Annotated in this window: 18 protein-coding genes; 15 read left to right on the top strand and 3 right to left on the bottom strand. The window is 64.4% G+C overall.

The features are described 5' to 3' along the window. Positions 1-8 precede the first annotated feature (8 nt). On the bottom strand, positions 9-1,385 hold the full coding sequence (locus tag KCG88_RS25690; RefSeq protein ID WP_047285750.1) for a glutamine synthetase family protein: 1,377 nt from the start codon (positions 1,383-1,385) through the stop codon (positions 9-11). Positions 1,386-1,651: 266 nt separating this feature from the next. Between KCG88_RS25690 and KCG88_RS25685 the strand changes: the two genes are divergently transcribed. From KCG88_RS25685 to KCG88_RS25645, 9 genes are all read left to right on the top strand, one after another. Then, positions 1,652-2,407, top strand: coding sequence for a gamma-glutamyl-gamma-aminobutyrate hydrolase family protein (locus KCG88_RS25685; RefSeq protein WP_047285748.1), 756 nt, complete (start codon positions 1,652-1,654; stop codon positions 2,405-2,407). 250 nt (positions 2,408-2,657) lie between these two features. Further along, positions 2,658-3,800 carry a polyamine ABC transporter ATP-binding protein gene (potA, locus tag KCG88_RS25680; protein WP_210713397.1) on the top strand — a complete coding sequence of 381 codons (1,143 nt, stop codon included), beginning with the start codon at positions 2,658-2,660 and terminating at the stop codon, positions 3,798-3,800. 44 nt (positions 3,801-3,844) lie between these two features. After that, positions 3,845-4,726 carry an ABC transporter permease subunit gene (locus KCG88_RS25675; RefSeq protein WP_199521956.1) on the top strand — a complete coding sequence of 294 codons (882 nt, stop codon included), beginning with the start codon at positions 3,845-3,847 and terminating at the stop codon, positions 4,724-4,726. After that, the gene (locus tag KCG88_RS25670) at positions 4,723-5,619 is read left to right on the top strand and encodes an ABC transporter permease subunit (RefSeq protein ID WP_011060635.1); all 897 of its coding nucleotides are present in this window, start codon (positions 4,723-4,725) and stop codon (positions 5,617-5,619) included. The genes KCG88_RS25675 and KCG88_RS25670 overlap by 4 nt, the downstream gene beginning before the upstream one ends. A 133-nt stretch (positions 5,620-5,752) precedes the next feature. Beyond that, positions 5,753-6,850, top strand: coding sequence for a polyamine ABC transporter substrate-binding protein (locus KCG88_RS25665; protein WP_123431030.1), 1,098 nt, complete (start codon positions 5,753-5,755; stop codon positions 6,848-6,850). 342 nt (positions 6,851-7,192) lie between these two features. Continuing rightward, positions 7,193-8,299 carry a hypothetical protein gene (locus tag KCG88_RS25660; protein ID WP_246882835.1) on the top strand — a complete coding sequence of 369 codons (1,107 nt, stop codon included), beginning with the start codon at positions 7,193-7,195 and terminating at the stop codon, positions 8,297-8,299. A 205-nt stretch (positions 8,300-8,504) separates the two neighbouring features. Continuing rightward, entirely contained in the window at positions 8,505-9,029 is a 525-nt protein-coding gene (locus tag KCG88_RS25655; protein ID WP_210713396.1) for a DUF2867 domain-containing protein, read from the top strand. A gap of 24 nt (positions 9,030-9,053) precedes the next feature. Further along, a complete protein-coding gene (gene solA, locus KCG88_RS25650) occupies positions 9,054-10,223 on the top strand; it encodes an N-methyl-L-tryptophan oxidase (protein WP_210713395.1) in 1,170 nt (389 codons plus the stop codon). Positions 10,224-10,391: 168 nt separating this feature from the next. Beyond that, positions 10,392-10,832, top strand: coding sequence for a CBS domain-containing protein (locus KCG88_RS25645; protein WP_047285737.1), 441 nt, complete (start codon positions 10,392-10,394; stop codon positions 10,830-10,832). A gap of 171 nt (positions 10,833-11,003) precedes the next feature. Here KCG88_RS25645 and KCG88_RS25640 read toward each other — a convergent pair whose 3' ends face one another. Next, positions 11,004-11,915 carry a LysR family transcriptional regulator gene (locus KCG88_RS25640; RefSeq protein WP_047285735.1) on the bottom strand — a complete coding sequence of 304 codons (912 nt, stop codon included), beginning with the start codon at positions 11,913-11,915 and terminating at the stop codon, positions 11,004-11,006. Between the two features lie 134 nt (positions 11,916-12,049). On the opposite strand from KCG88_RS25640, the gene KCG88_RS25635 reads away from it, so the two are divergent. From KCG88_RS25635 to KCG88_RS25620, 4 genes are all read left to right on the top strand, one after another. Continuing rightward, entirely contained in the window at positions 12,050-13,120 is a 1,071-nt protein-coding gene (locus KCG88_RS25635; RefSeq protein ID WP_210713394.1) for an AbrB family transcriptional regulator, read from the top strand. A 277-nt stretch (positions 13,121-13,397) separates the two neighbouring features. Then, entirely contained in the window at positions 13,398-15,623 is a 2,226-nt protein-coding gene (locus KCG88_RS25630; protein WP_210713393.1) for an LTA synthase family protein, read from the top strand. 212 nt (positions 15,624-15,835) lie between these two features. After that, positions 15,836-17,467 (top strand): methyl-accepting chemotaxis protein, encoded by a 1,632-nt coding sequence (locus KCG88_RS25625; protein ID WP_210713392.1) that lies wholly within the window; start codon positions 15,836-15,838, stop codon positions 17,465-17,467. A 111-nt stretch (positions 17,468-17,578) separates the two neighbouring features. Next, entirely contained in the window at positions 17,579-18,421 is an 843-nt protein-coding gene (locus tag KCG88_RS25620; RefSeq protein WP_210713391.1) for an NAD-dependent protein deacetylase, read from the top strand. Positions 18,422-18,424: 3 nt separating this feature from the next. On the opposite strand, the gene KCG88_RS25615 is transcribed toward KCG88_RS25620, so the two are convergent. Beyond that, a complete protein-coding gene (locus tag KCG88_RS25615; protein WP_047285726.1) occupies positions 18,425-19,327 on the bottom strand; it encodes a LysR family transcriptional regulator in 903 nt (300 codons plus the stop codon). 152 nt (positions 19,328-19,479) lie between these two features. On the opposite strand from KCG88_RS25615, the gene KCG88_RS25610 reads away from it, so the two are divergent. Both KCG88_RS25610 and KCG88_RS25605 read left to right on the top strand, forming a co-directional pair. After that, positions 19,480-20,178, top strand: coding sequence for a CoA transferase subunit A (locus tag KCG88_RS25610; protein ID WP_047285724.1), 699 nt, complete (start codon positions 19,480-19,482; stop codon positions 20,176-20,178). Positions 20,179-20,214: 36 nt separating this feature from the next. Further along, the gene (locus tag KCG88_RS25605) at positions 20,215-20,874 is read left to right on the top strand and encodes a CoA transferase subunit B (RefSeq protein WP_210713390.1); all 660 of its coding nucleotides are present in this window, start codon (positions 20,215-20,217) and stop codon (positions 20,872-20,874) included. Positions 20,875-20,942 lie beyond the last annotated feature (68 nt).

The following is a 20,942-nucleotide window of genomic DNA, read 5'->3' as shown; positions in this document are numbered from 1 at the left end:
CACGGTCATCAGACCGTGTGCAGGTACCAGTTGTATTCCAGGTCGGAGATGGAGTTTTCGAACTCCGCCAACTCGCTTTCCTTACAGGCGACAAACACGTCGATGTACATCGGGTCGATGTACTTGGCCATCACTTCGCTGTCATCCAGCACGCGCAGGGCATCGCGCAGGTTGGTCGGCAGGCTCGGCTCGCTCTGTTCGTAGGCGTTGCCTTCCATCGCCGGGCCGGGCTCGATCTTGTTGGTCAGGCCGTGATGGATGCCCGACAACACCGAGGCCATCAGCAGGTAGGGGTTGGCGTCGGCACCGGCGACCCGGTGTTCGATGCGCACCGAGTCCGCCGAACCGGTGGGCACGCGCACGGCCACGGTGCGGTTGTCGATGCCCCAGGTCGGCGAGTTGGGCACGTAGAACTGCGCGCCGAAGCGGCGGTAGGAGTTGACGTTGGGGCACAGGAAGGCCATCTGCTCGGGCAGGGTTTGCAGCACACCGCCGATGGCGTGGCGCAGGGCGTCGTTGGTCTCTGGGTCTTCGCTGGCGAAGATGTTGTTGCCCTGTTTGTCGAGGATCGAGATGTGCACGTGCAGGCCGTTGCCCGCCTGGCCCGGGTAGGGCTTGGCCATGAAAGTGGTGTCCATTTCATGGTCGTAGGCGATGTTCTTCACCAGGCGCTTGAGCAGCACCGCGTAGTCGCAAGCCTTGATCGGGTCGCTGACGTGGTGCAGGTTGACTTCGAACTGCGCCGGGGCGCTTTCCTTGACGATGGCGTCGGCCGGGATGCCCTGCTCTTTCGCGCCTTCGAGGATGTCTTGCAGGCAGTCGACGTACTCGTCCAGATCATCGATCAGGTAGACCTGGGTCGACTGCGGACGCTTGCCGGAGATCGGCGAACGGGGTGATTGCGGGCGGCCGTTCACGTTGTCCTGGTCGATCAGGTAGAACTCCAGCTCGAAAGCCGCGCAGATGGTCAGGCCCATCTCGTCGAACTTGCTCACCACCTGGCGCAGCACTTCGCGGGGGTCGGCGAAGAATGGCTGGCCCTCGATCTCGTGCATGGTCATCAGCAGTTGCGCGGTGGGGCGCTTCTGCCAAGGCTCGACGCTCAGGGTGCCGGGGATCGGGTAGCAGATGCGGTCGGCGTCGCCGATGTCCAGGCCCAGGCCGGTGCTTTCCACCGTGGAACCGTTGATATCCAGGGCAAACAGCGAGGCGGGCAGATTGATGCCCTTCTCATAGACCTTGTGCAGCGCGGTGCGCTCGATGCGCTTGCCGCGCACCACACCGTTCATGTCTGCAATCAGCAGATCGACGTAGAGAACCTCGGGGTGTTTTTTCAGGAAGGCATTGGCTTCATTGAGTTGAATGGCACGCGGGGGGACCGACATGATGCACCTATTGTGTTAATTATTATGTTCACTGCTGTGACACGCCAGCAGTCAACCCGAAAGAAAAACCGGAGTCAATAGCCAACAGTGGCGCCTTTTCGTCAATTATTTTGCCCCAACGAAGACAAATAACCCGCGCAATCCGTGCTGTCCGCGGGTTTCGGACGAATAACGTTTAGAATTTTTTACATGGAAGTTGTTAATTAAAATCAACGAGGATAAGCTCTGGAAAAACTCGTTCCAGCGTGAATTTCGAGGTGATAAAAATGGCATTCAAGCCATTGATCGGCGTTACTGCGTGCGTCAAAGAGATCGGCCTGCACCCCTACCACGTCAGCGGCGACAAGTACCTGCGTGCTGTCAGCGTCGCGGCCAAGGGCCTGCCCCTGATCATTCCTTCCCTGGCGGATCTGATCGATATCGACGATCTGCTGCACAACATGGACGGGCTGCTGTTTACCGGCTCGCCGTCCAATGTCGAACCCTTCCATTACCAAGGCACTCCCAGCGAGCCGGGCACCGCCCACGACCCGCAGCGCGATGCCACCACCCTGCCCCTGCTGCGCGCGGCAATTGCCGCCGGCGTGCCGGTGCTCGGCATCTGCCGCGGCTTCCAGGAAATGAACGTGGCCTTCGGCGGCAGCCTGCACCAGAAGGTGCATGAACTGCCGGGCTACATGGACCACCGCGAAGCCGACGATCCGCGCATCGAAGTGCAGTACGCCCCGGCGCACCCGGTGGCGATCCAGCCCGGCGGCGTGTTCGAGGCCATGGGCCTGGCCGGCGAGATCCAGGTCAACTCGATCCACAGCCAGGGCGTCGACCGCCTGGCTCCCGGCCTGCGGGTCGAGGCCGTGGCGCCGGATGGCCTGATCGAGGCGCTGTCGGTGGAACACAGCAAGGCCTTCGCCTTCGGCGTGCAGTGGCACCCGGAATGGCAGGTGCTGTCGAACCCGGCCTACCTGCGGATCTTCCAGGCCTTTGGCGACGCCTGCCGGCAGCGGGCTGCGCAACGCCACTAAGCGGTAAACCCCGGCCGCTACGGCGGCCTTCCAGGCATTCAACGAGATTCACCACGCCCTGCCCCGCGGCGAGCGCGCCTGTGCGCGCCCGACGTCCGGCGTGAACAACACACGGCAAGACCACAACAACAAATAGCGTCAGGCCGCCAGGGAGGCAGCGCCGAATCAGCCCGCACTCTCTGCAGGCTGGCAATCAACCTTTAGGCCCGGCCGAATTGGCCAGGCTGCTGACACCTGTTGGGAGTTTCACATGGCAAACGCCTCCAGCACTTACCGCAAGGCCCTCGAAGGCACCCCGAGCCCGCAGAAGGTCCTGGTCAAGATCGACCGCGTGACCAAGAAGTTCGATGAAACCGTGGCCGTGGACGATGTGTCCCTGGAGATCCACCAAGGCGAGATCTTTGCCCTGCTGGGCGGTTCCGGCTCCGGCAAATCCACCCTGCTGCGCATGCTCGCCGGCTTCGAACGCCCCACCGAAGGCCGCATCCTGCTGGATGGCGTGGACATCACCGACATGCCGCCCTACGAGCGGCCGATCAACATGATGTTCCAGTCCTACGCCCTGTTCCCTCATATGACCGTGGCCCAGAACATTGCCTTCGGCCTCAAGCAGGACCGCCTGCCGGCCAGCGAGATCGATGCCCGGGTCGAGGAAATGCTCAAGCTGGTGCACATGACACAGTACGCCAAGCGTAAGCCGCACCAGCTCTCCGGTGGCCAGCGCCAGCGCGTGGCCCTGGCTCGCTCCCTGGCCAAGCGCCCCAAGCTGCTCTTGCTGGACGAACCCATGGGCGCCCTGGACAAGAAGCTGCGCTCGCAGATGCAGCTGGAACTGGTGGAGATCATCGAGCGCGTGGGCGTGACCTGCGTGATGGTGACCCACGACCAGGAAGAGGCCATGACCATGGCCCAGCGCATCGCCATCATGCACCTGGGCTGGATCGCCCAGACCGGCAGCCCGGTGGACATCTACGAAGCGCCGGTGAGCCGCCTGGTGTGCGAATTCATCGGCAACGTCAACGCCTTCGACGGCATCGTTACCGAAGACCTGGAAGGCTACGCCATCATCAACTGCCCGGACCTTGAGCAGCAGATCTACGTCGGCCACGGGGTCAGCACCTCGGTGCAGGACAAGTCGGTGACCTACGCCATCCGCCCGGAAAAGATGCTGGTCACCACCCTCAAGCCCGATGCTCGCTACAACTGGTCCAAGGGCAAGGTGCACGACATCGCCTACCTGGGCGGCCACTCGGTGTTCTACGTCGAGTTGCCCGGCGGCAAGATCGTCCAGTCGTTCATGGCCAACGCCGAGCGCCGTGGCGCGCGGCCGACCTGGGATGACCAGGTCTACGTCTGGTGGGAAGACGACAGCGGCGTGGTACTGCGGGCATGAGTACATCGACCATGAGCACTTTCAATCAGAAGCTGTTCCGTATGCTGCCCAGCGGTCGCAAGCTGGTGATCGGCATTCCTTTCCTCTGGCTGTTCCTGTTCTTCATGCTGCCGTTCTTCCTGGTGATGAAGATCAGCTTCTCGGAAGCGGCCCTGGCGATTCCGCCCTACTCGGAGATCTACAGCTACGCCGAACAGAAATTCCAGCTGCTGCTGAACCTCGGCAACTACGCCATGCTGGCCGGCGACGAGCTGTATTTCTCGGCCTACCTGGGTTCGCTGAAGGTGGCCCTGCTGAGCACCCTGATGTGCCTGGTGGTGGGTTTCCCCATGGCCTATGCCATCTCCAAGGCCAGCAAGGAAGCGCAGAACGTCTTGCTGCTGCTGATCATGATGCCGACCTGGACCGCGATCCTGATCCGCGTCTACGCCTGGATGGGCATCCTCAGCAACAACGGCCTGCTCAACAGCTTCCTGCTGTGGACCGGGCTGATCAGCCAGCCCCTGGAAATCCTCAACACCAACACCGCGGTGTATATCGGCGTGGTCTACGCCTACCTGCCGTTCATGGTGCTGCCGCTGTACGCCAACCTGGTCAAGCATGACCAGAGCCTGCTGGAAGCCGCGTCGGACCTGGGTTCGAGCAACTTCAACAACTTCTGGAAAATCACCGTGCCCCTGGCCAAGAACGGCATCATTGCCGGCTGCATGCTGGTGTTCATCCCGGTGGTCGGCGAGTTCGTGATTCCGGAACTCCTGGGCGGCCCGGAAACCCTGATGATCGGCCGCGTGCTGTGGCAGGAATTCTTCAACAACCGTGACTGGCCGGTGGCCTCCGCCCTGGCGGTGGTGATGCTGGCGATCCTGATTATCCCGATCTTGCTGTTCAACCGCAGCCAGGCCAAAGAGATGGAGGCACGGGCATGAAACGCTTCGAATTTTCCAAACTGATGCTGGTGCTGGGCCTGCTGTTCATCTACCTGCCGATGCTGATCCTGGTGATCTACTCGTTCAACGCCTCCAAGCTGGTGACGGTGTGGGGCGGCTGGTCGATCAAGTGGTACGTCGGCCTGCTGGACAACCAGCAACTGATGGGCTCGGTAATGCGCTCCCTGGAGATCGCCTGCTACACCGCCATTGCCGCGGTGGCCCTGGGCACCCTGGCGGCCTTCGTGCTGACCCGGGTCACCCGCTTCAAGGGCCGCACGCTGTTCGGCGGCCTGGTCACCGCGCCGCTGGTGATGCCCGAGGTGATCACCGGCCTGTCCTTGCTGCTGCTGTTCGTGGCCATGGCGCAATTGATCGGCTGGCCCATGGAGCGCGGCATCGTCACCATCTGGATCGCCCACACCACATTCTGCGCAGCCTACGTAGCCGTGGTAGTCTCCGCGCGCCTGCGGGAGCTGGACCTGTCCATCGAAGAAGCGGCCATGGACCTGGGAGCGCGACCGTTCAAGGTGTTCTTCCTGATCACCATCCCGATGATCGCGCCGTCACTGGCGGCCGGCGGCATGATGTCCTTCGCCCTGTCCCTGGATGACCTGGTACTGGCCAGCTTCGTTTCCGGCCCGGGTTCCACCACCTTGCCGATGGAAGTGTTCTCGGCGGTGCGCCTGGGGGTCAAGCCGGAGATCAACGCCGTGGCCAGCCTGATCCTGCTGGCGGTGTCCCTGGTGACGTTCCTGGTCTGGTACTTTGGCCGCCGCGCCGAGGCCGCCCGCAAGCGGGCGATCCAGGAGGCCATGGACTTCACCGCCAACGAATCCTGGCAGCCACCGGCAGCGAAAAAACCTGCGGTACGAACACCGGCGACGGCCTGACGGCCTCTTCGCCAGCAAGCGGGCTCCTACAGACAACACAAACCTGTAGGAGCCAGCTTGCTGGCGAAAACGTCCCCCCGATATCCACCTTGCACACGCAGCAATCTGCACAATAAGAAATGGAGTTGTAGTGATGAAAATGCTTGGCAGGACTCTGCTCTCACTGTCCTTGATGGGCGCAATGGTTACCGGCGCTCAAGCCAACGACAAAGTGCTGCGCGTCTACAACTGGTCGGACTACATCGCCCCGGACACCCTGAAGAAGTTCGAGGCCGAGACCGGCATCCACGTCACCTACGACGTCTTCGACAGCAACGAAACCCTGGAAGCGCGCCTGCTTACCGGCAAGTCCGGCTACGACATCGTGGTGCCGTCCAACAGCTTCCTGGCCAAGCAGATCAAGGCCGGGGTCTACCAGGAGCTGGACAAGTCCCGCTTGCCCAACTGGAAGAACCTCAACCCGGTGCTGCTGAAAAACGCCTCCGCCAGCGACCCGGACAACGCCCATGCCTTTCCCTACATGTGGGGTTCGATCGGCATCGGCTACAACCCGGACAAGGTCAAGGCAGCCCTGGGCACTGACGCCCCGACCAACTCCTGGGACCTGCTGTTCAAGCCGGAGAACGCCGAGAAGCTCAAGGCCTGCGGCATCAGCTTCCTCGACTCGCCCACCGAGATGCTCCCCGCCGCCCTGCACTACCTGGGCTACCCGGTGACCAGCAAGGACAAAGCGCAGATCCTCGAAGCCGAAGCCCTGTTCATGAAGATCCGTCCTTCGGTGACCTACTTCCACTCCTCCAAGTACATCTCGGACCTGGCCAACGGCAACATCTGCGTGGCCGTGGGTTATTCCGGCGATGTGCTGCAGGCCCGTTCCCGCGCCGAAGAGGCCGGCAACAAGGAGAAGGTCGCGTTCAGCATTCCCAAGGAAGGCGCCGGCAGCTTCTACGACATGATGGCCATCCCCAAGGACGCCACCAACGTCGACAACGCCTACCTGTTCATGAATTTCCTGATGCGCGCGGACATCATCGCCGAGGTCACCAACAGCCTGGGCTACAGCAACGCCAACGCGGCGGCCACGCCGCTGGTGGACGAAGCGATCCGCAACGACCCGGCGTCCTACCCGCCCCAGGCCGTACTGGCCACCCTCTACGCAGTGCCGGACCAGCCGATCGCCATCCAGCGCGTGATGAACCGCGGCTGGACAAGGATCAAGCTGGGCAAATGACTCAAGCCGCCCGCCGCTGGCGGGCAGCGCTCCCCCTTTTTCCGTTCACGTCGCGCCTTACCACCGCGACACTCCTGCGAACGGCTTCACCCGGCTCCCTCGGTTGGGGTGAATCCTTGGCGCCTTCGGGCGCCTTTTTTGCGTTCCCTGCGGCCGCTGGCGCAGGCGCGAATGGCTGGAGCGACATAGGCGATCCCGGCAACAGCGGGTCCTGCGGCCCCTTTCGCAGCCTCGCTAACGCTCGGTAGCGGCTACAGCTGGCAGACAGCCATTACTTTGGCTAGATTCAGCCGACACGGCTCCCCTCCCACTTCGTTCAATGACCGGCACAGGTCCTTCGACATGCATGCAACCTTACGTGCGCTCTTGCTGGCTTCTGCCTTGTTCCCGCTGTACGCCAGCGCCGCACCACCGGTGCTGGCGCTGGTGGCCCTGCCCTCAACGGCCAAGCCGGCGCCGGGCAGCGAACACTCCATCGGCAACATGCCGCTGGCGACCTCGCAGCAGGGCCTGGGCCTGTGCTTCAGCCACAGCGCGGCGGCGGTATTCAACTATTACCAGTGCCAGGCGGCCAAGGAAGACTGCACCCGCATCGACAAGAACCAGCTGGCGGCGCCCCTGGACATGGCACGCTTTGGCCGCAAACCCACGGGCGAGGTAGACAGCGTCGCCTCCTACGAGGACATCGACGAGGGCGGTGACCCGCTCTACACCCTGGAAAAGGCGGCACTGATGGTGGGCTCCGTGGTGTCCCAGGCGTGCTTTTCCGAAGAGAAACTGTTCAAGGACAAGTTCGTGCCCAGCGGCGCCATCAGCGCCGAGGACTTCAAGGCCCAGCGCGCAGTACTCAAAGCGCTGGAGGACTTCTATCAACAGAACCGGCTCAAGGCCCCCTGTGCCGAGTGTGTCGCCAGCGCGACGCAGGTGACCGAACTCCAGGCCATCTACGCCACCACCCGCGATCCCCGGGGCATCGCCCAGGCCCTGGGCAAGCCGCACTTCGGCGGTTTTTTCTCGGCCATCATCATCCCCCCCGAATGCCGGCGCCTGAGCCGCCGGGCACTCTTCGAACTTCAGGACAAGCTGCAGATCCGCGCCCTGCCGGAAACGGCCGCGCAGAACAGCTTCGCCGGCCTGTACCCGGCGCTGAAACAGGCGATCGATGCCGACAACCCGGTGATCATTGCCAACGTCTGCCTGTATCGCGGCACCAAGCAGAAAAAATGCCCCGAGCAGTACCGGCACAGCCTGGTGGCCTACGCACATGCCCGTCTGTGTACGCCCCAGGGCCAGTGCCAGGAAGGGCTCAAGGTGCTCAACAGCTGGGGCGAGCAATGGCAGAACCACGAGGGCCAGCAATGGTTCGATGCCCGGCGCCTGCTGGACAGCACCGGCTATGGCAAGCAGAGCATTGGCTGGCTGGAACACAAGAGCGCGGACCAGGACTGAGCAGCCCGGCGGGTCCCGAGGGTTCCTGCTCGCACCGGCCTCCTTCGGGCTGGTAACAGCCGAATCCCGGCGCGGCCATTGCCCAGCGGCAACTGGTCGCGACACAACAGCAGGTTCCCCGCTCCGGGAAGTGGTATTTTTTGCGGCTTCTGGCGTGGCTGATCGGCACGAAGCCAAGGCCGCCATCTTTCAGGGAGCTGCACCGATGAAGTCCGCCGTACACCCTTGCCCGTTGCCCCATGACTCCAGCATCGCGGCCCTGGCCCCCGGTGCCACCTTCATCGATTGCCGCCGGACCCTGGCGACCGACGCCGAGCGCAGCGCCATGCGTCACCTGCTGTGCCTGATGAGCCAGACCCCGGCCTGGATCGACCGCTTGATGGGCCTGCGCAACCGCGTGGTGCAGCTGTTCGGCCTCAAGGACCTGGGGCGCCTGACCCGCATCGACCTGTCGCGCCCCGACGAGGATTACCAGCCCGGCGACCGGGTGGGTATCTTCACCCTGGTTTCCCAGAGCCCCGACGAGGTGCTGGTGGTGGACCGCGACAAGCACCTGGACGTGCACCTGTCGCTCAACCTCCAGCCGCTGGACGCCGAGGGCCGGCGCCCGGTGGTGCTGTCCACCGTGGTCCACCCGCACAACCGCCTGGGGCGCCTGTACATGCTGCCGGTGGCGCCGTTCCACCGGATCATCGCGCCCATGACCCTGGCCACTATCAATAACTACTGAGCCTTCCATCCCAAGGATCTTGCCGTGCACACACCGGATTTCGATGTTGTAGTCGTAGGCCTGGGCGCCATGGGCGCCGCCACCCTCTATCAACTGGCCAAGCGCGGGGTCAAGGTGGCGGGCATCGACCGCTTCGCCCCGCCCCACGACCTGGGTTCCAGCCACGGCGACACCCGCATCACCCGCCAGGCGGTGGGCGAAGGCGCGGCCTACGTGCCCCTGGCGATCCGCTCGCAGCAGATCTGGCGCGAACTGGAAGCGGAGCTGGATGTGCAGTTGTTCGAGCAATGCGGGGTGCTGGTGATGACCGCCAGCACCGACCCGCAGCGCCCGGCAGAGGCCCGGGACTTCACCGACAACAGCATCGAGCTGGCCCGGCGCTACGGCATCGAGCACCAAGTGCTGGACGCCGCCGAGATCCGCCGGCGCTTCCCGCAGTTCGCCCCGCTGGATGACAGCGCCCGGGGCTACTTCGAACCCGGCGGCGGCTTTGTCCGCCCGGAACGCTGTATCGATGCGCAACTGACCCGGGCCCGGCAACTGGGGGCAACCCTGATCACCGGCCAGACAGTGCTGGAGCTGGACGCCCAGGATGACGGGGTGCACATCATCAGCGACGGCTCGCGGCTGTTTGCCCGACAGGTCATCGTCAGCGCCGGCATGTGGTCGGCGCAGTTGGTGGGGGCGCCCTTCGATTCGCTGTTGCAGGTGTGCCGCCAACAGCTGTACTGGTTCCGCCTGGATGAGCCCGAGCGCTACCCGGCCCGCTCCCCGAGCTTCATTCTCCACAGCGCCGATGACGTGGACGCCTGCTACGGCTTCCCGCCGATTCCCGGCGAAGGCAGCGTGAAGATCGCCACCGAGCAGTACAGCACCAGCAGCCAGCCGGACAGCCTCGACCGCCAGCCCAGCAGCGCCGACGCCCAGCGCCTGTTCCACAAGTTGATCGCACCCCATATCGCCGGGCTGGCCCCCGAGTTGGTGAAGGCCAGCGTCTGTGCCTACACCGTGACCCCGGATTCGGGGTTCATCATCGACCGCCACCCGCGCCTGGCCAATGTCACCGTGGTCAGCGCCTGTTCCGGCCACGGCTTCAAGCATTCGGCGGCGATTGGCGAAGCCCTGGCCCAGCAGCACGTGGACGGCTGCAGCGAAATCGACCTGGAAAGTTTCTCCCTGCACCGCTTCAACTGACGGCAACGGCCCCTTTATCGGGGCCGTGGTGAAAAAAATCCTCGGGGTGACGTTTTTCGCCGTTTATCTGCCGTTTTCAGCCTTGCTGGTTGGCCGAGTCTCTACGATTCTTTAGAAACCCCTCAGGACGGCGCATCGCCGCCCCACGTAGAACAACCGGAGCGCCCCATGAAGAGCGTCGCAGAACTGCTGAAACTCAAGGCCAAGCACAACCAGCAAGTGCACACCATCGCCCCGCACCAGATGGTCCTGGAGGCGCTGATGGTGATGGCCGAGAAAAACGTCGGCGCCTTGCCGGTGCTGGAGAATGGCGTGGTGGTCGGGGTCATCAGCGAGCGCGACTACGCGCGCAAGCTGGTACTCCACGGGCGCTCCTCGGTGGGCACCCCGGTCAGCGCGATCATGAGCTCGCCGGTGATCACCGTGGACTCGCACCAGAGCGTGGACACCTGCATGAACATCATGACCGACCACCACCTGCGCCACCTGCCGGTGGTGGAAAACGGCCAGTTGCTGGGGCTGCTGTCCATCGGCGACCTGGTCAAGGAAGCGATCGCCGAACAGGCCGACCTGATCCGCCAGCTGGAGCAGTACATCCGCGGCGAATGACCCCGCCTCCCGTAGGAGCCGGCTTGCCGGCGAACAGGCCCAGGCCCTGCACCGCCCCGGCCGACGCCTTCGCTGGCAAGCCAGCTCCTACAGCACGCAGGCGCATTCCACGGCCCACCATAGGAGCCGGCTTGCCGACGAAGGGGCCCTAAAGCCCTGCACCGCGCCGGCTCACAGGGCATCACCCGCCGTGAAGAATTGCCGCCCATCACTCTTGAGCAGATCCAGCAGGGCCTGGGCCGCGGGCGACAGGTAGCCTTCGGCGCGCACCAGCACCACGATGCTGCGGCGCATGCAGGTTTGCGCCAGGGGCACTTCCCGCAGGTGGGCGATGCCCTTGAAGTCGTCCAGGGTTTCCCGGGCCAGAAAACTCAGCAACCCGGTCTTGGCGATCAGCCGCGGCAACAGGGAGATGGTGTTGGTCTCTATCTGCACCGAGGGCAGCGGCAGTTCATGGCTCTGGAACACGTTGTCGATCCAGCGTCGCGCCGACACCCGTGTGCCCGGCAGCACCCAGCGGTAGGCGCACAAGTCACGCAGGCGCATGGGCGTGTCGAATATCGGGTGATCGCGGCTGGCCACCACCACCGCCCGGTCTTCGAACAGGGTGTGGTGGCTCAGGTGCGGGTCGCCTTCGAACATCGGGCAGATGACCATGTCCAGGCGCCCGGAGCGCAGGGACTCGCGCAACAGGTCGTCCTGGCCGATCACCAGGTTCAAGGTGATGTCCGGGGCCCGCTCCAGCAAGGTGGCGGTCATCTGCGGCAGCAGGTGCTCGGCCATGCTGGCGGCGCAGCCCAGGCGGATGTTGCCGAGCACGCCGCTGGCAAAGTCCCGCACCTCGCGGTGGGTCTCGGCGATGTTCTGCTGCAGTTGCCGGCTGCGCCGCTGCAGCAACTCACCCACGGCGGTGAGCTTGATGCCGCGGCCTTCACGCTCGAACAGCTTGGTGCCGAAGGACTCCTCCAGGCGCTGGATGCTCTTGGTCAGCGCCGGCTGGCTGCGGTTGAGCTTCTGCGCCGCCCGGCCCAGGTGGCCGAGCTCGGCGATGGTGTCGAAATAGGTCAGGTCGCGCAGGTCCATAATCGATCAACAATAGTTATGAGTTGATCACAATTAGAAACTGGACTTGATCAATCGCGCTATCAATAATTTGCTCCGACGCAGGTTTTACCGCTCCCGCAACAGGAGTGGCCAGCGTCTTGGAGAGTCGTCCCTTGTCGCCATCGCTTCGTCTATCCCTGAATACCTGGCCCCAGGCGCTGCAATGGCCGGCCTGGCTGTTGCTGGCCGGCACCAGCGGCCAGTTGCTCAAGTACCTGGAGATTCCCGCCGGGCAGTTTCTCGGGCCGATGCTCACGGCGATCCTGTTTGGCGTGTGCGGTGCCAGCATCCGCGTGCCGCGCCTGGCGTTTCGCCTGGGCCAGGGCTCGGTGGGCATGCTCGCCGCCCACTCCATGACCCTCGCCGTGCTCACGGCCATGCTCCAGTCCTGGCACGTGATGCTGGTGGCCACCCTGCTCACCGTCAGCCTCAGCGCCCTGGTGGGCCTGGTGCTGGTGCGCTTCGGCGCGATTGCCGCCAGCACCGCGGCCTGGGGCACGGCGCCCGGTGCGGCCTCGGCCATGGTGTCGATGGCCGACGAGTTCGGCGCCGACTCACGGGTGGTGGCCACCATGCAGTACGTGCGGGTGGTGTGCGTGGTGATGGTCGGGGCCCTGGTCAGCCACTGGATCGGCGCTCCGGCCAGCGGCAGCGAGGCCCACGCCAGCCAGATGGCCCTGCACGGCATGAGCCTGCCGAATGTGGGCCTGAGCATCGTGGCGATCGTCTGCGGTGTGCTCCTGGGTACGCGGGTGCCTGCCGGGGCCCTGCTGGTGCCGCTGCTGTTGGGCGGCGCGCTGCAGATCAGCGGCCTGTTGCAGATCAGCCTGCCGTCCTGGCTGCTGGCCTGCGCCTACGGCGCCATCGGCGGCTATATCGGCCTGCGCTTCGACCGCCCGACCCTGAGCTATGTGTTCGGCCACCTGCCGGCGATGATCGGCGGCGCCCTGCTGCTGATCGCCCTCTGTGCCCTCTCTGCCTGGGGGCTGGCCCTGTGGATGGGCAAGGACTTTCTCTCGGTCTACCTGGCCACCAGCCCCGGCGGCCTGGACGCCATGGCGATCATCGCGGTGGACACCCATTCGGATGTCGGCCTGGTGCTGGCGATGCAGACCCTGCGCCTGTTCGCGGTGATTGTCAGCGGCGCGTTCTTCGCCCGGCTGATCATCAAGTGGTCGCGATAGGTGCCGGAGCAAGCGCCCCTGCCCCCCTACAGTGCTTGCCCTTGATTGATCGGCATCAGCACCCAAGGCACATTTTTTTAACAACCTGAAATAGTAAATCCAAGCGGTGTGAAACCTGCCCCTGCTCGCCGCCAGCCTTCCAGGCTGGGGCTTTGCACGGATTCCACAGCCTCTAGGAGGCGATTCGCAAAGCCTGCCCCCAGGTCTTTCCTTGACGATTAAGAAACGTCTTGCCGTCAGCTCTTGTTAAGATCGCGCACATTTGCGTGAAGCTTTGATGACAGGCAGGTTATTTGTGAAGTTGATCCGTCGTTGCCTACAACACCCCCTTGCTCCCCTGTGCGCCCTGTTCGGCCTGCTGTTGCTGCTGCCCATGGGCGCGCGCCTGGCCCTGGGCTGGTCCAACCCGCTGGGCTATCTGTCGGACCTGGCCAGCGCCAGCCTGCTGACCGTGCTCCTGTACCGCCGGCCCTGGTGGCTGGCGCTGCCGGTGCTGCTGGTCTGGGCCCTGCTGACCCTGGTCAGCGCCGAACTGGTAAGCGCCGTGGGGCGCATGCCCAACCTCGCCGACCTGCACTACCTGGTGGACCCGCAGTTTGTCGGCAACTCCACCGGCGGCGGCCTGACCCACCCGGACCTGGGCCTGGCGCTGTTGCTGGGGCTGGTGCTGTGGCTGGTGGTCCAGCGCGCCCACCGCGGGGTGCGCCCCCCGGCACTGCCGCGCCATAGCTGGAGCCTGCCGGTGCTGTTGCTGGTGGCCCACGGCGGCATCCAGTACCTCAAGCCCAGCGAAGCCGACCAGTGGCAACTGTTCAACCTGCCCCACCAGGCCCTGGCCACCGCCACCGGCCAGGCGCAGATGCAGGTGGAAGACTGGCTGCAAGGCGACGTCGCCGATGTCCCACCGCCCATGGCCGGGCTCACCCGCCTGGACCTGGAAGGCCAGCCGCTGCTGCCCAGCGCAGGCCGCGCGCGCAACGTGCTGCTGATTACCCTCGAAGGCATTCCCGGTGCCTATATCCGCACCAACCGCGAAGCCCTGAACAGCCGCTACCAGGAAGACCTGATGCCCAAGCTCAGCGCCTGGGCCGAGCGCGGCATGAACACCCCGGACTACGTGCTGCACAGCCACCAGACCATCCGCGGCCTGTACGCCATGCTCTGCGGCGACTACGACAAGCTCGACAACGGCACCCCCAAGGGCGTCGAGATGCTCACCCAGAACCAACGCAACCAGGCCTGCCTTCCGGCGCAGATGCACAAGTTCGGCTTCAACACCCACTACCTGCAGGGCGCCGGCCTGCGCTTCATGGCCAAGGACAAGATCATGCCGCACATCGGCTTCGATTCGACCCACGGCCTGGAGTGGTTCAAGAACGATAACTACCTGGAATTCCCCTGGGGCAAGGACGACAAGGCCTTCTTCGAAGGCGCCCTGACCTACGTCGACCAGCTGAAGAAGAACAAGAAGCCGTGGATGCTCACCCTGCTGACCGTCGGCACCCACCAGCCCTACTCGGCGCCCGAGGACTACCTGGAGCGCTATGAGACGCCGAAGCAGGCCGCCGTGGGCTACCTGGACGACGCCATCGACCAGTTCCTCACGGGCCTGGAGCGCAAGGGCGTGCTCAAGGACACCCTGGTGATCATTACCTCCGATGAGTCCCACGGCATCGACGGCGTGCGCCTGGCTTCGTCCTGGGGCTTCAACCTGATGCTCGCCCCGGACCAGGACCTGCTGCCCCATCTCAAGTCCGGCACCTACGGCCACGTCGACCTCAGCGCCTCGGTGCTGGACTACTTCGGCCTGCCGGTGCCCGCCAGCCTCAGCGGCCGCTCGCTGTTGCGCGACTATGCCCAGGGCCGGGAAATCATGTCCTACACCAATGGCAAGCTGCGCTACCACGATGGCCAGGGCACCTTCACCGAGTGCGACTTCCAACAGCGCTGCCGCTACTACTCAAGCACCGGTTTCATCGCCGACAGCGCCAGCCTGCAAGGCCAGTACGGCGGCCTGCGGGCCCGGCAGATCAGCGCGCGCGCGGCGAACCTGGACCGCAGCCTGCTGCAGTCGCCGCTGAACCAGCACTACCAGTTCGGCAGCCCGGCGATCATCCCGCTCAAGGCACAGATCAAGGACGACTGGGCCGACAACCTGATCGGCGCCCAGTACCTGGAAATGCCCAAGGGCTCCCAGACCCGGGTGCGCTTCACCGTGCGCTCCGCCGACCCGCAGCAAAATGCCTACATCCTGCTCAAGGGCAAGGAACTGGAACAGGACGTGCCCCTGGGCCTGCCGGAAGAAATGCTGGTCACACCCGACCAGCCATTGCAGATGGACTTCAGCTTCGACAATCCGCAAACCCGCAAGGCCTTCTCCTTCCACCTGCTGGGCTATGGCCTGGGGGCAGTGGAAGTCAGCGACTTCAGCGTGATCACCGAGTTGCCGGGGCAGACCGAAAGCGTCGACCCCGAGGAAGACAGCAACGCCCACTCCAGCTGACCCCTGCCGCACGCCGAGCCGCCCCCTTAGGGTCGATGCTCGGCGCGCCCTTCTGCATGCCCCGCAAAAATATTTTCCTGTACATGAAACTTTTTTTGTACAGGAAAAGTCGGACCGTTGATGTCATTTAAGCATCATTGAGCTATCACGCTGCCTCATCGAGGCACGCCCCTGTGAAGCATTCAGTCAACGGTTTAGGAGCGGTCCTTCCTATGTTTTCCAATCTGAGCATTTCGCAAAAGCTCTATGCCGGTTTCGGCGTCGTCCTGCTGATCCTCCTGCTGCTGGTGCTGGCGGCCCTGCGCGGCTTCGATCAAGTCAGCAGCAGCGTCAAAAGCACCATCCACAGCCATGAAGTGCTGAACCAGTCCGATGCCCTCTTGCGCAGCCTGATCAATATCGAGACCGGCATGCGCGGTTATGCCCTGACCGGCCGCGACAGCTTCCTCGAACCTCTGGAGCAAGGCGAAAAAGCCTTTACCGACTACTACGCCCGGATCAAGAGCAGCACCGCCGACAACCCCGAGCAGCAGGCGCGCCTGGAGCGACTCAAGGCCCTGCACGATCAGTGGCTGCGCGAGGACATCCAGGGCAACCTGGCCCTGCGCCGGGCGATCAATGCCGGGACTCAGCCGGCCACCGCCATGGCCGAACAGATCAGCGCCGGCCGCGACAAGGCCAAGATGGACGCCATGCGCCAGCTCACCAGTGAGTTGCGCGAAGCGGAAAAAAGCCTGCAGGACGCCCGCAGCCAGGCCATGGACAACGCCAAGGCTTCGGCCCTGGCGATCCTGCTCGGCGGCGGCATGCTGGCGGCACTGCTGGCCATGCTCGTTGCCTGGTCGCTGTCGAGCAACCTGGTCGGACGCATCCGCCAGTCCGTGAAAGTGGCCGAGGCCATCGCCGCCGGCCACCTGGACAACCGCATCAGCACCCAGGGGCGCGATGAAGTCAGCGAGCTGCAGCAGGCTTTCGCCGCCATGCAGGAGCGCCTGCGGTCGATGATCAGCCAGATCAAGTTGGGAGCCGAACAACTTGTGAGCGCCTCCCAGAGCATTTCCAGCGCCTCGCTGCAGCTCTCGGCCTCGGCCCAGGAACAGTCCCACTCGGCCTCATCCATGGCCGCCACGGTGGAAGAACTGACGGTGAGCATCAACCATGTGGCGGACAACGCCGGGGACGCTCACGCCCTGTCCAGCGAGTCCGGGCGCCAGTCCGAGGAAGGCGGCAGCGTGATCCAGGACACCCTGGGCAGCATGCGCCTGATCGCCGAGACCGTGCAGGCTTCGGCCAGCCAGATCGGTGAACTGGGCCAGCATGCCGAGCAGATCTCCAGCATTGTCAGTGTGATCAAGGGCATTGCCGAGCAGACCAACCTGCTGGCCCTGAATGCGGCCATCGAGGCTGCCCGGGCCGGCGAGCAAGGCCGTGGCTTTGCCGTGGTCGCCGATGAAGTGCGCCTGCTGGCCCAGCGCACGGCCAATTCGACTCAGGAGATCACCGAGATGGTCGACAAGATCCAGCTGGGCACCCGGGAAGCGGTGAGCAGCATGGACGTCGGGGTCAATCAGGTGAAAAGCGGCGTCGAACTGGCCCAGCAGGCCGGCGAGGCCATCGTCAATATCCGCACCTCCTCCGGCAATGTGGTGCGGGTGGTGGACCAGATCTCCCTGGCCCTGCGGGAACAGACCGCCGCCAGCCAGGATGTGGCGCGCAACGTCGAGCGCATTGCCCAGATGTCCCAGCAGAACAGCCAGGCCGTGGAGGAAACCACCGAGACCGCCCGTTCCCTGCAGCAACTGGCGCAGAACCTGGAGCAGCAGGTGAACGTGTTCAGGCTGTAGGTCTGGCGCCCTTGCCGGGTCGGCCACCCAGCCATCGACGCAAAACCCTGGCATCCCCAAGGTTTTGCGTTTATTCCTGATAACCGTCCCCTCTACAGACGAGCGCAGCCCATGATCGATCGCCCCACTACCCCGCTGCTCGAACAACTCGCCGCCGCCATGCACGGCAAGCCGTTCATGGTCCTCACCGGCGCCGGTATCAGCACCCCGTCGGGAATCCCCGACTACCGCGACAGCGAGGGCGTGCGCCGTGGCCGCCAGCCGATGATGTACCAGGAATTCCTCGCCCAGCCCGAAGCCCGTCGCCGCTACTGGGCCCGGGCCATGCTCGGCTGGCCGCGCATTCGCCAGGCACGGCCGAATGCCGCGCACCAGGCGTTGGCACAATTGCAGGCCGCAGGCCGGATCGCCGGGGTCATCACTCAGAACGTCGATGCCCTGCACGACGAGGCCGGCAGCCTGGAGGTCATCGAGCTCCACGGCAGCCTGCAGCGGGTCTTGTGCCTGGACTGCGGCCAGCGCAGCCAGCGGGAGGCCATCCAGCAGCAACTGGAGGCGCACAACCCTTACCTGGCCAGCGTTGACGCGGTGCAGGCGCCGGACGGCGATACCCTGCTGGACCCGGCCTTCGAGGAACGCTTCCAGGTGCCCCATTGCCCCTACTGCAACGGCTCGCGATTGAAACCCGATGTGGTGTTCTTCGGCGAGAACGTGGCCGCGGCCACCGCAGCCCGGGCCTTGAGCGCCGTGCACGAAGCCGCAGGCCTGCTGGTGGTGGGTTCGTCGCTGATGGCCTATTCAGCGTTCCGCCTGTGCCGCGCCGTGGCCGAGCAAGGCAAGCCGCTGCTGGCCATCAACTTCGGCAAGACCCGCGCCGACGAGCTACTGGACCTCAAGCTCGGCGAGCCCTGTGACCTGTTGCTGCCCCAGTTGGCCGAACGCCTGCTGCGTTGAGCCTCAGAGTAGCGCCAGGCGCTGGCCGAGGTTTTCCTCGCGCAGGATGTCGAACAGCGCCTGGGCCGCGGTGGACAGCTCGTCCCCCGGCTTGGTCAGTACACCAATGGCCCGCTCCACCACCGGATCGTGCAGGGTCAGGCAGTGCCCGCCCAGCTCGCGCATCTGCTGGGCGCACAGCGCCGGCACCGCACTCACCCCCAGGCCGCTGGCGACCATGCGCCCCACGGTCGCCAACTGGTGGCTTTCAAACTCCACCGGCAGTTGCACGCCCCGTGCCCGCAGGTGATCTTCGAGCATCACCCGCACCGTGGACGGCCGCTGCAAGGTGATGAAGGGCTCCTGCAACAGCGCCTGCCAGTCGATCTCGCTGCGCCGGGCCAGGGGCGAATCCCGGGGCACCACGGCGACAAAGCGGTCGATGTACAGCGGGGTGAACACCAGCGAGGTGCTGTCCTGCGGCTCGAACGCCACCCCCAGCTCCACCTCGCGATCACGGACCATCTCCAGCACCTGCTCGTTGACCACGTCGTTGACCGTGACGTTGACCTGGGGATAGCGGGCCCGAAAGTGCTTGAGGATCGGCGGCAGCAGGTTGCCGGCAAAGGACGGCATCGCCGCCACCGTCACCCGGCCTCGTTGCAGAGTGAAACGCTGGCGCAGTTCGTCCTCGGCGTTGTCCCAGTCGGCGATCAGCCGTCGCGCCAGGGGCAGCAGGGCCTCGCCTTCCGGGGTCAGCGCCACATTGCGCGTATTGCGCGTGAACAGGCGCCCACCCAGGCCTTCCTCCAGCGCCTTGATCGTCAGGCTCAGGGCCGACTGCGACAGGTGCAGCCGTTCGCAGGCCAGGGCAAAGCTCAAACTGTGGGCCACGGCCAGAAATGCCCGTATCTGTTTAACCGTCATCTGCCATTCTCTTGGGTGTGTGCCGCCCGGGATTATGCTGCTTTTTCAATCAATCAACCTTAAAAATAAACTTAACAAATCAATCCCGCAGCGCAACACTGGCCCACAAACGGCTGGCCAGCCGCCAACGAACAAGAAAGAGGAAGGTGCAAATGGCAGGTTTCGACAAGCGCGTGGCGTCCTACGAGGAAGCCCTGGAAGGTTTGCAAGACGGCATGACCGTGATTGCCGGCGGCTTCGGCCTGTGCGGTATCCCCGAAAACCTGATCGCCGAGATCAAGCGCCGCGGTACCCGCGACCTGACCGTGGTGTCCAACAATTGCGGAGTCGACGGTTTCGGCCTGGGCGTGCTCCTGGAAGACCGCCAGATCAGCAAGGTGATCGCTTCCTACGTCGGTGAAAACGCCCTGTTCGAGAAGCAGTTGCTCAGCGGCGAAATCGAAGTGGTACTGACCCCACAGGGCACCCTGGCGGAAAAAATGCGCGCCGGCGGCGCCGGGATCCCGGCCTTCTTCACCGCCACCGGCGTCGGCACCCCGGTGGCCGAGGGCAAGGAAACCCGTGAATTCAAGGGCCGCACCTACCTAATGGAAGAGTCCATCACTGGTGACTTCGCCATCGTCAAGGGCTGGAAGGCCGACCACTTCGGCAACGTGGTCTACCGCCACACCGCGCAGAACTTCAACCCCCTGGCGGCCACCGCCGGCAAGATCACCGTGGTCGAAGTAGAAGAAATCGTCGAACCGGGCGAGCTGGACCCGACGCAGATCCACACCCCCGGCATCTACGTCGACCGGGTCATCTGCGGCACCTTCGAGAAGCGCATCGAACAGCGCACCGTGCGCAAGTGATCGCCCTTCCCCAGCCCGACTAAAAGGACAACAAACATGGCTCTTACCCGCGAACAAATGGCTCAGCGCGTCGCCCGCGAACTGCAGGACGGCTTCTACGTCAACCTCGGCATCGGCATCCCGACCCTGGTGGCCAACTACATCCCCGACGGCATGGAAGTCATGCTGCAATCGGAAAACGGCCTCCTGGGCATGGGCGCCTTCCCCACCGAGGACGAAGTCGACGCCGACATGATCAACGCCGGCAAACAGACGGTGACCGCGCGCATCGGTGCCTCGATCTTCTCGTCCGCCGAATCCTTCGCGATGATCCGCGGCGGCCATATCGACCTGACCGTGCTCGGTGCCTTCGAAGTGGACGTGCAGGGCAACATCGCCTCCTGGATGATCCCCGGCAAGCTGGTCAAGGGCATGGGCGGCGCCATGGACCTGGTGGCCGGTGCCGAGAACATCATCGTCACCATGACCCACGCCTCGAAAGACGGCGAATCCAAATTGCTCAGCCGTTGCAGCCTGCCGCTGACTGGCGCCCAGTGCATCAAGCGCGTGCTCACCGACCTCGCGTACCTGGAGATCGAGAACGGCGCCTTCATCCTCAAGGAGCGCGCCCCCGGAGTCAGCGTCGAGGAAATCGTCAGCAAGACCGCCGGCAAGCTGATCGTGCCGGACAACGTGCCTGAAATGCAGTTCGCCTGAGGAGCCCCATCATGCAAGACGTCGTAATCGTTGCCGCCACCCGCACCGCCGTGGGCAGTTTCCAGGGC

The sequence above is a fragment of the Pseudomonas sp. MWU349 genome, assembly GCF_017947325.1.
Taxonomy (GTDB): Bacteria; Pseudomonadota; Gammaproteobacteria; order Pseudomonadales; family Pseudomonadaceae; genus Aquipseudomonas; species Aquipseudomonas protegens.
Note: the sequence above shows the minus strand (reverse complement) of the source record. Positions and strands in the feature narration are given on the sequence as shown.

What these genes read in the sequence shown, in the direction of transcription:
- KCG88_RS25690 (WP_047285750.1), bottom strand. Translation starts at nt 1,385, where the DNA reads ATGTCGGTCCCCCCGCGTGCCATTCAACTCAATGAAGCCAATGCCTTC.
- KCG88_RS25685 (WP_047285748.1), top strand. Translation starts at nt 1,652, where the DNA reads ATGGCATTCAAGCCATTGATCGGCGTTACTGCGTGCGTCAAAGAGATC.
- potA (WP_210713397.1), top strand. Translation starts at nt 2,658, where the DNA reads ATGGCAAACGCCTCCAGCACTTACCGCAAGGCCCTCGAAGGCACCCCG.
- KCG88_RS25670 (WP_011060635.1), top strand. Translation starts at nt 4,723, where the DNA reads ATGAAACGCTTCGAATTTTCCAAACTGATGCTGGTGCTGGGCCTGCTG.
- KCG88_RS25665 (WP_123431030.1), top strand. Translation starts at nt 5,753, where the DNA reads ATGAAAATGCTTGGCAGGACTCTGCTCTCACTGTCCTTGATGGGCGCA.
- KCG88_RS25660 (WP_246882835.1), top strand. Translation starts at nt 7,193, where the DNA reads ATGCATGCAACCTTACGTGCGCTCTTGCTGGCTTCTGCCTTGTTCCCG.
- KCG88_RS25655 (WP_210713396.1), top strand. Translation starts at nt 8,505, where the DNA reads ATGAAGTCCGCCGTACACCCTTGCCCGTTGCCCCATGACTCCAGCATC.
- KCG88_RS25645 (WP_047285737.1), top strand. Translation starts at nt 10,392, where the DNA reads ATGAAGAGCGTCGCAGAACTGCTGAAACTCAAGGCCAAGCACAACCAG.
- KCG88_RS25640 (WP_047285735.1), bottom strand. Translation starts at nt 11,915, where the DNA reads ATGGACCTGCGCGACCTGACCTATTTCGACACCATCGCCGAGCTCGGC.
- KCG88_RS25630 (WP_210713393.1), top strand. Translation starts at nt 13,398, where the DNA reads ATGACAGGCAGGTTATTTGTGAAGTTGATCCGTCGTTGCCTACAACAC.
- KCG88_RS25625 (WP_210713392.1), top strand. Translation starts at nt 15,836, where the DNA reads ATGTTTTCCAATCTGAGCATTTCGCAAAAGCTCTATGCCGGTTTCGGC.
- KCG88_RS25620 (WP_210713391.1), top strand. Translation starts at nt 17,579, where the DNA reads ATGATCGATCGCCCCACTACCCCGCTGCTCGAACAACTCGCCGCCGCC.
- KCG88_RS25615 (WP_047285726.1), bottom strand. Translation starts at nt 19,327, where the DNA reads ATGACGGTTAAACAGATACGGGCATTTCTGGCCGTGGCCCACAGTTTG.
- KCG88_RS25610 (WP_047285724.1), top strand. Translation starts at nt 19,480, where the DNA reads ATGGCAGGTTTCGACAAGCGCGTGGCGTCCTACGAGGAAGCCCTGGAA.
- KCG88_RS25605 (WP_210713390.1), top strand. Translation starts at nt 20,215, where the DNA reads ATGGCTCTTACCCGCGAACAAATGGCTCAGCGCGTCGCCCGCGAACTG.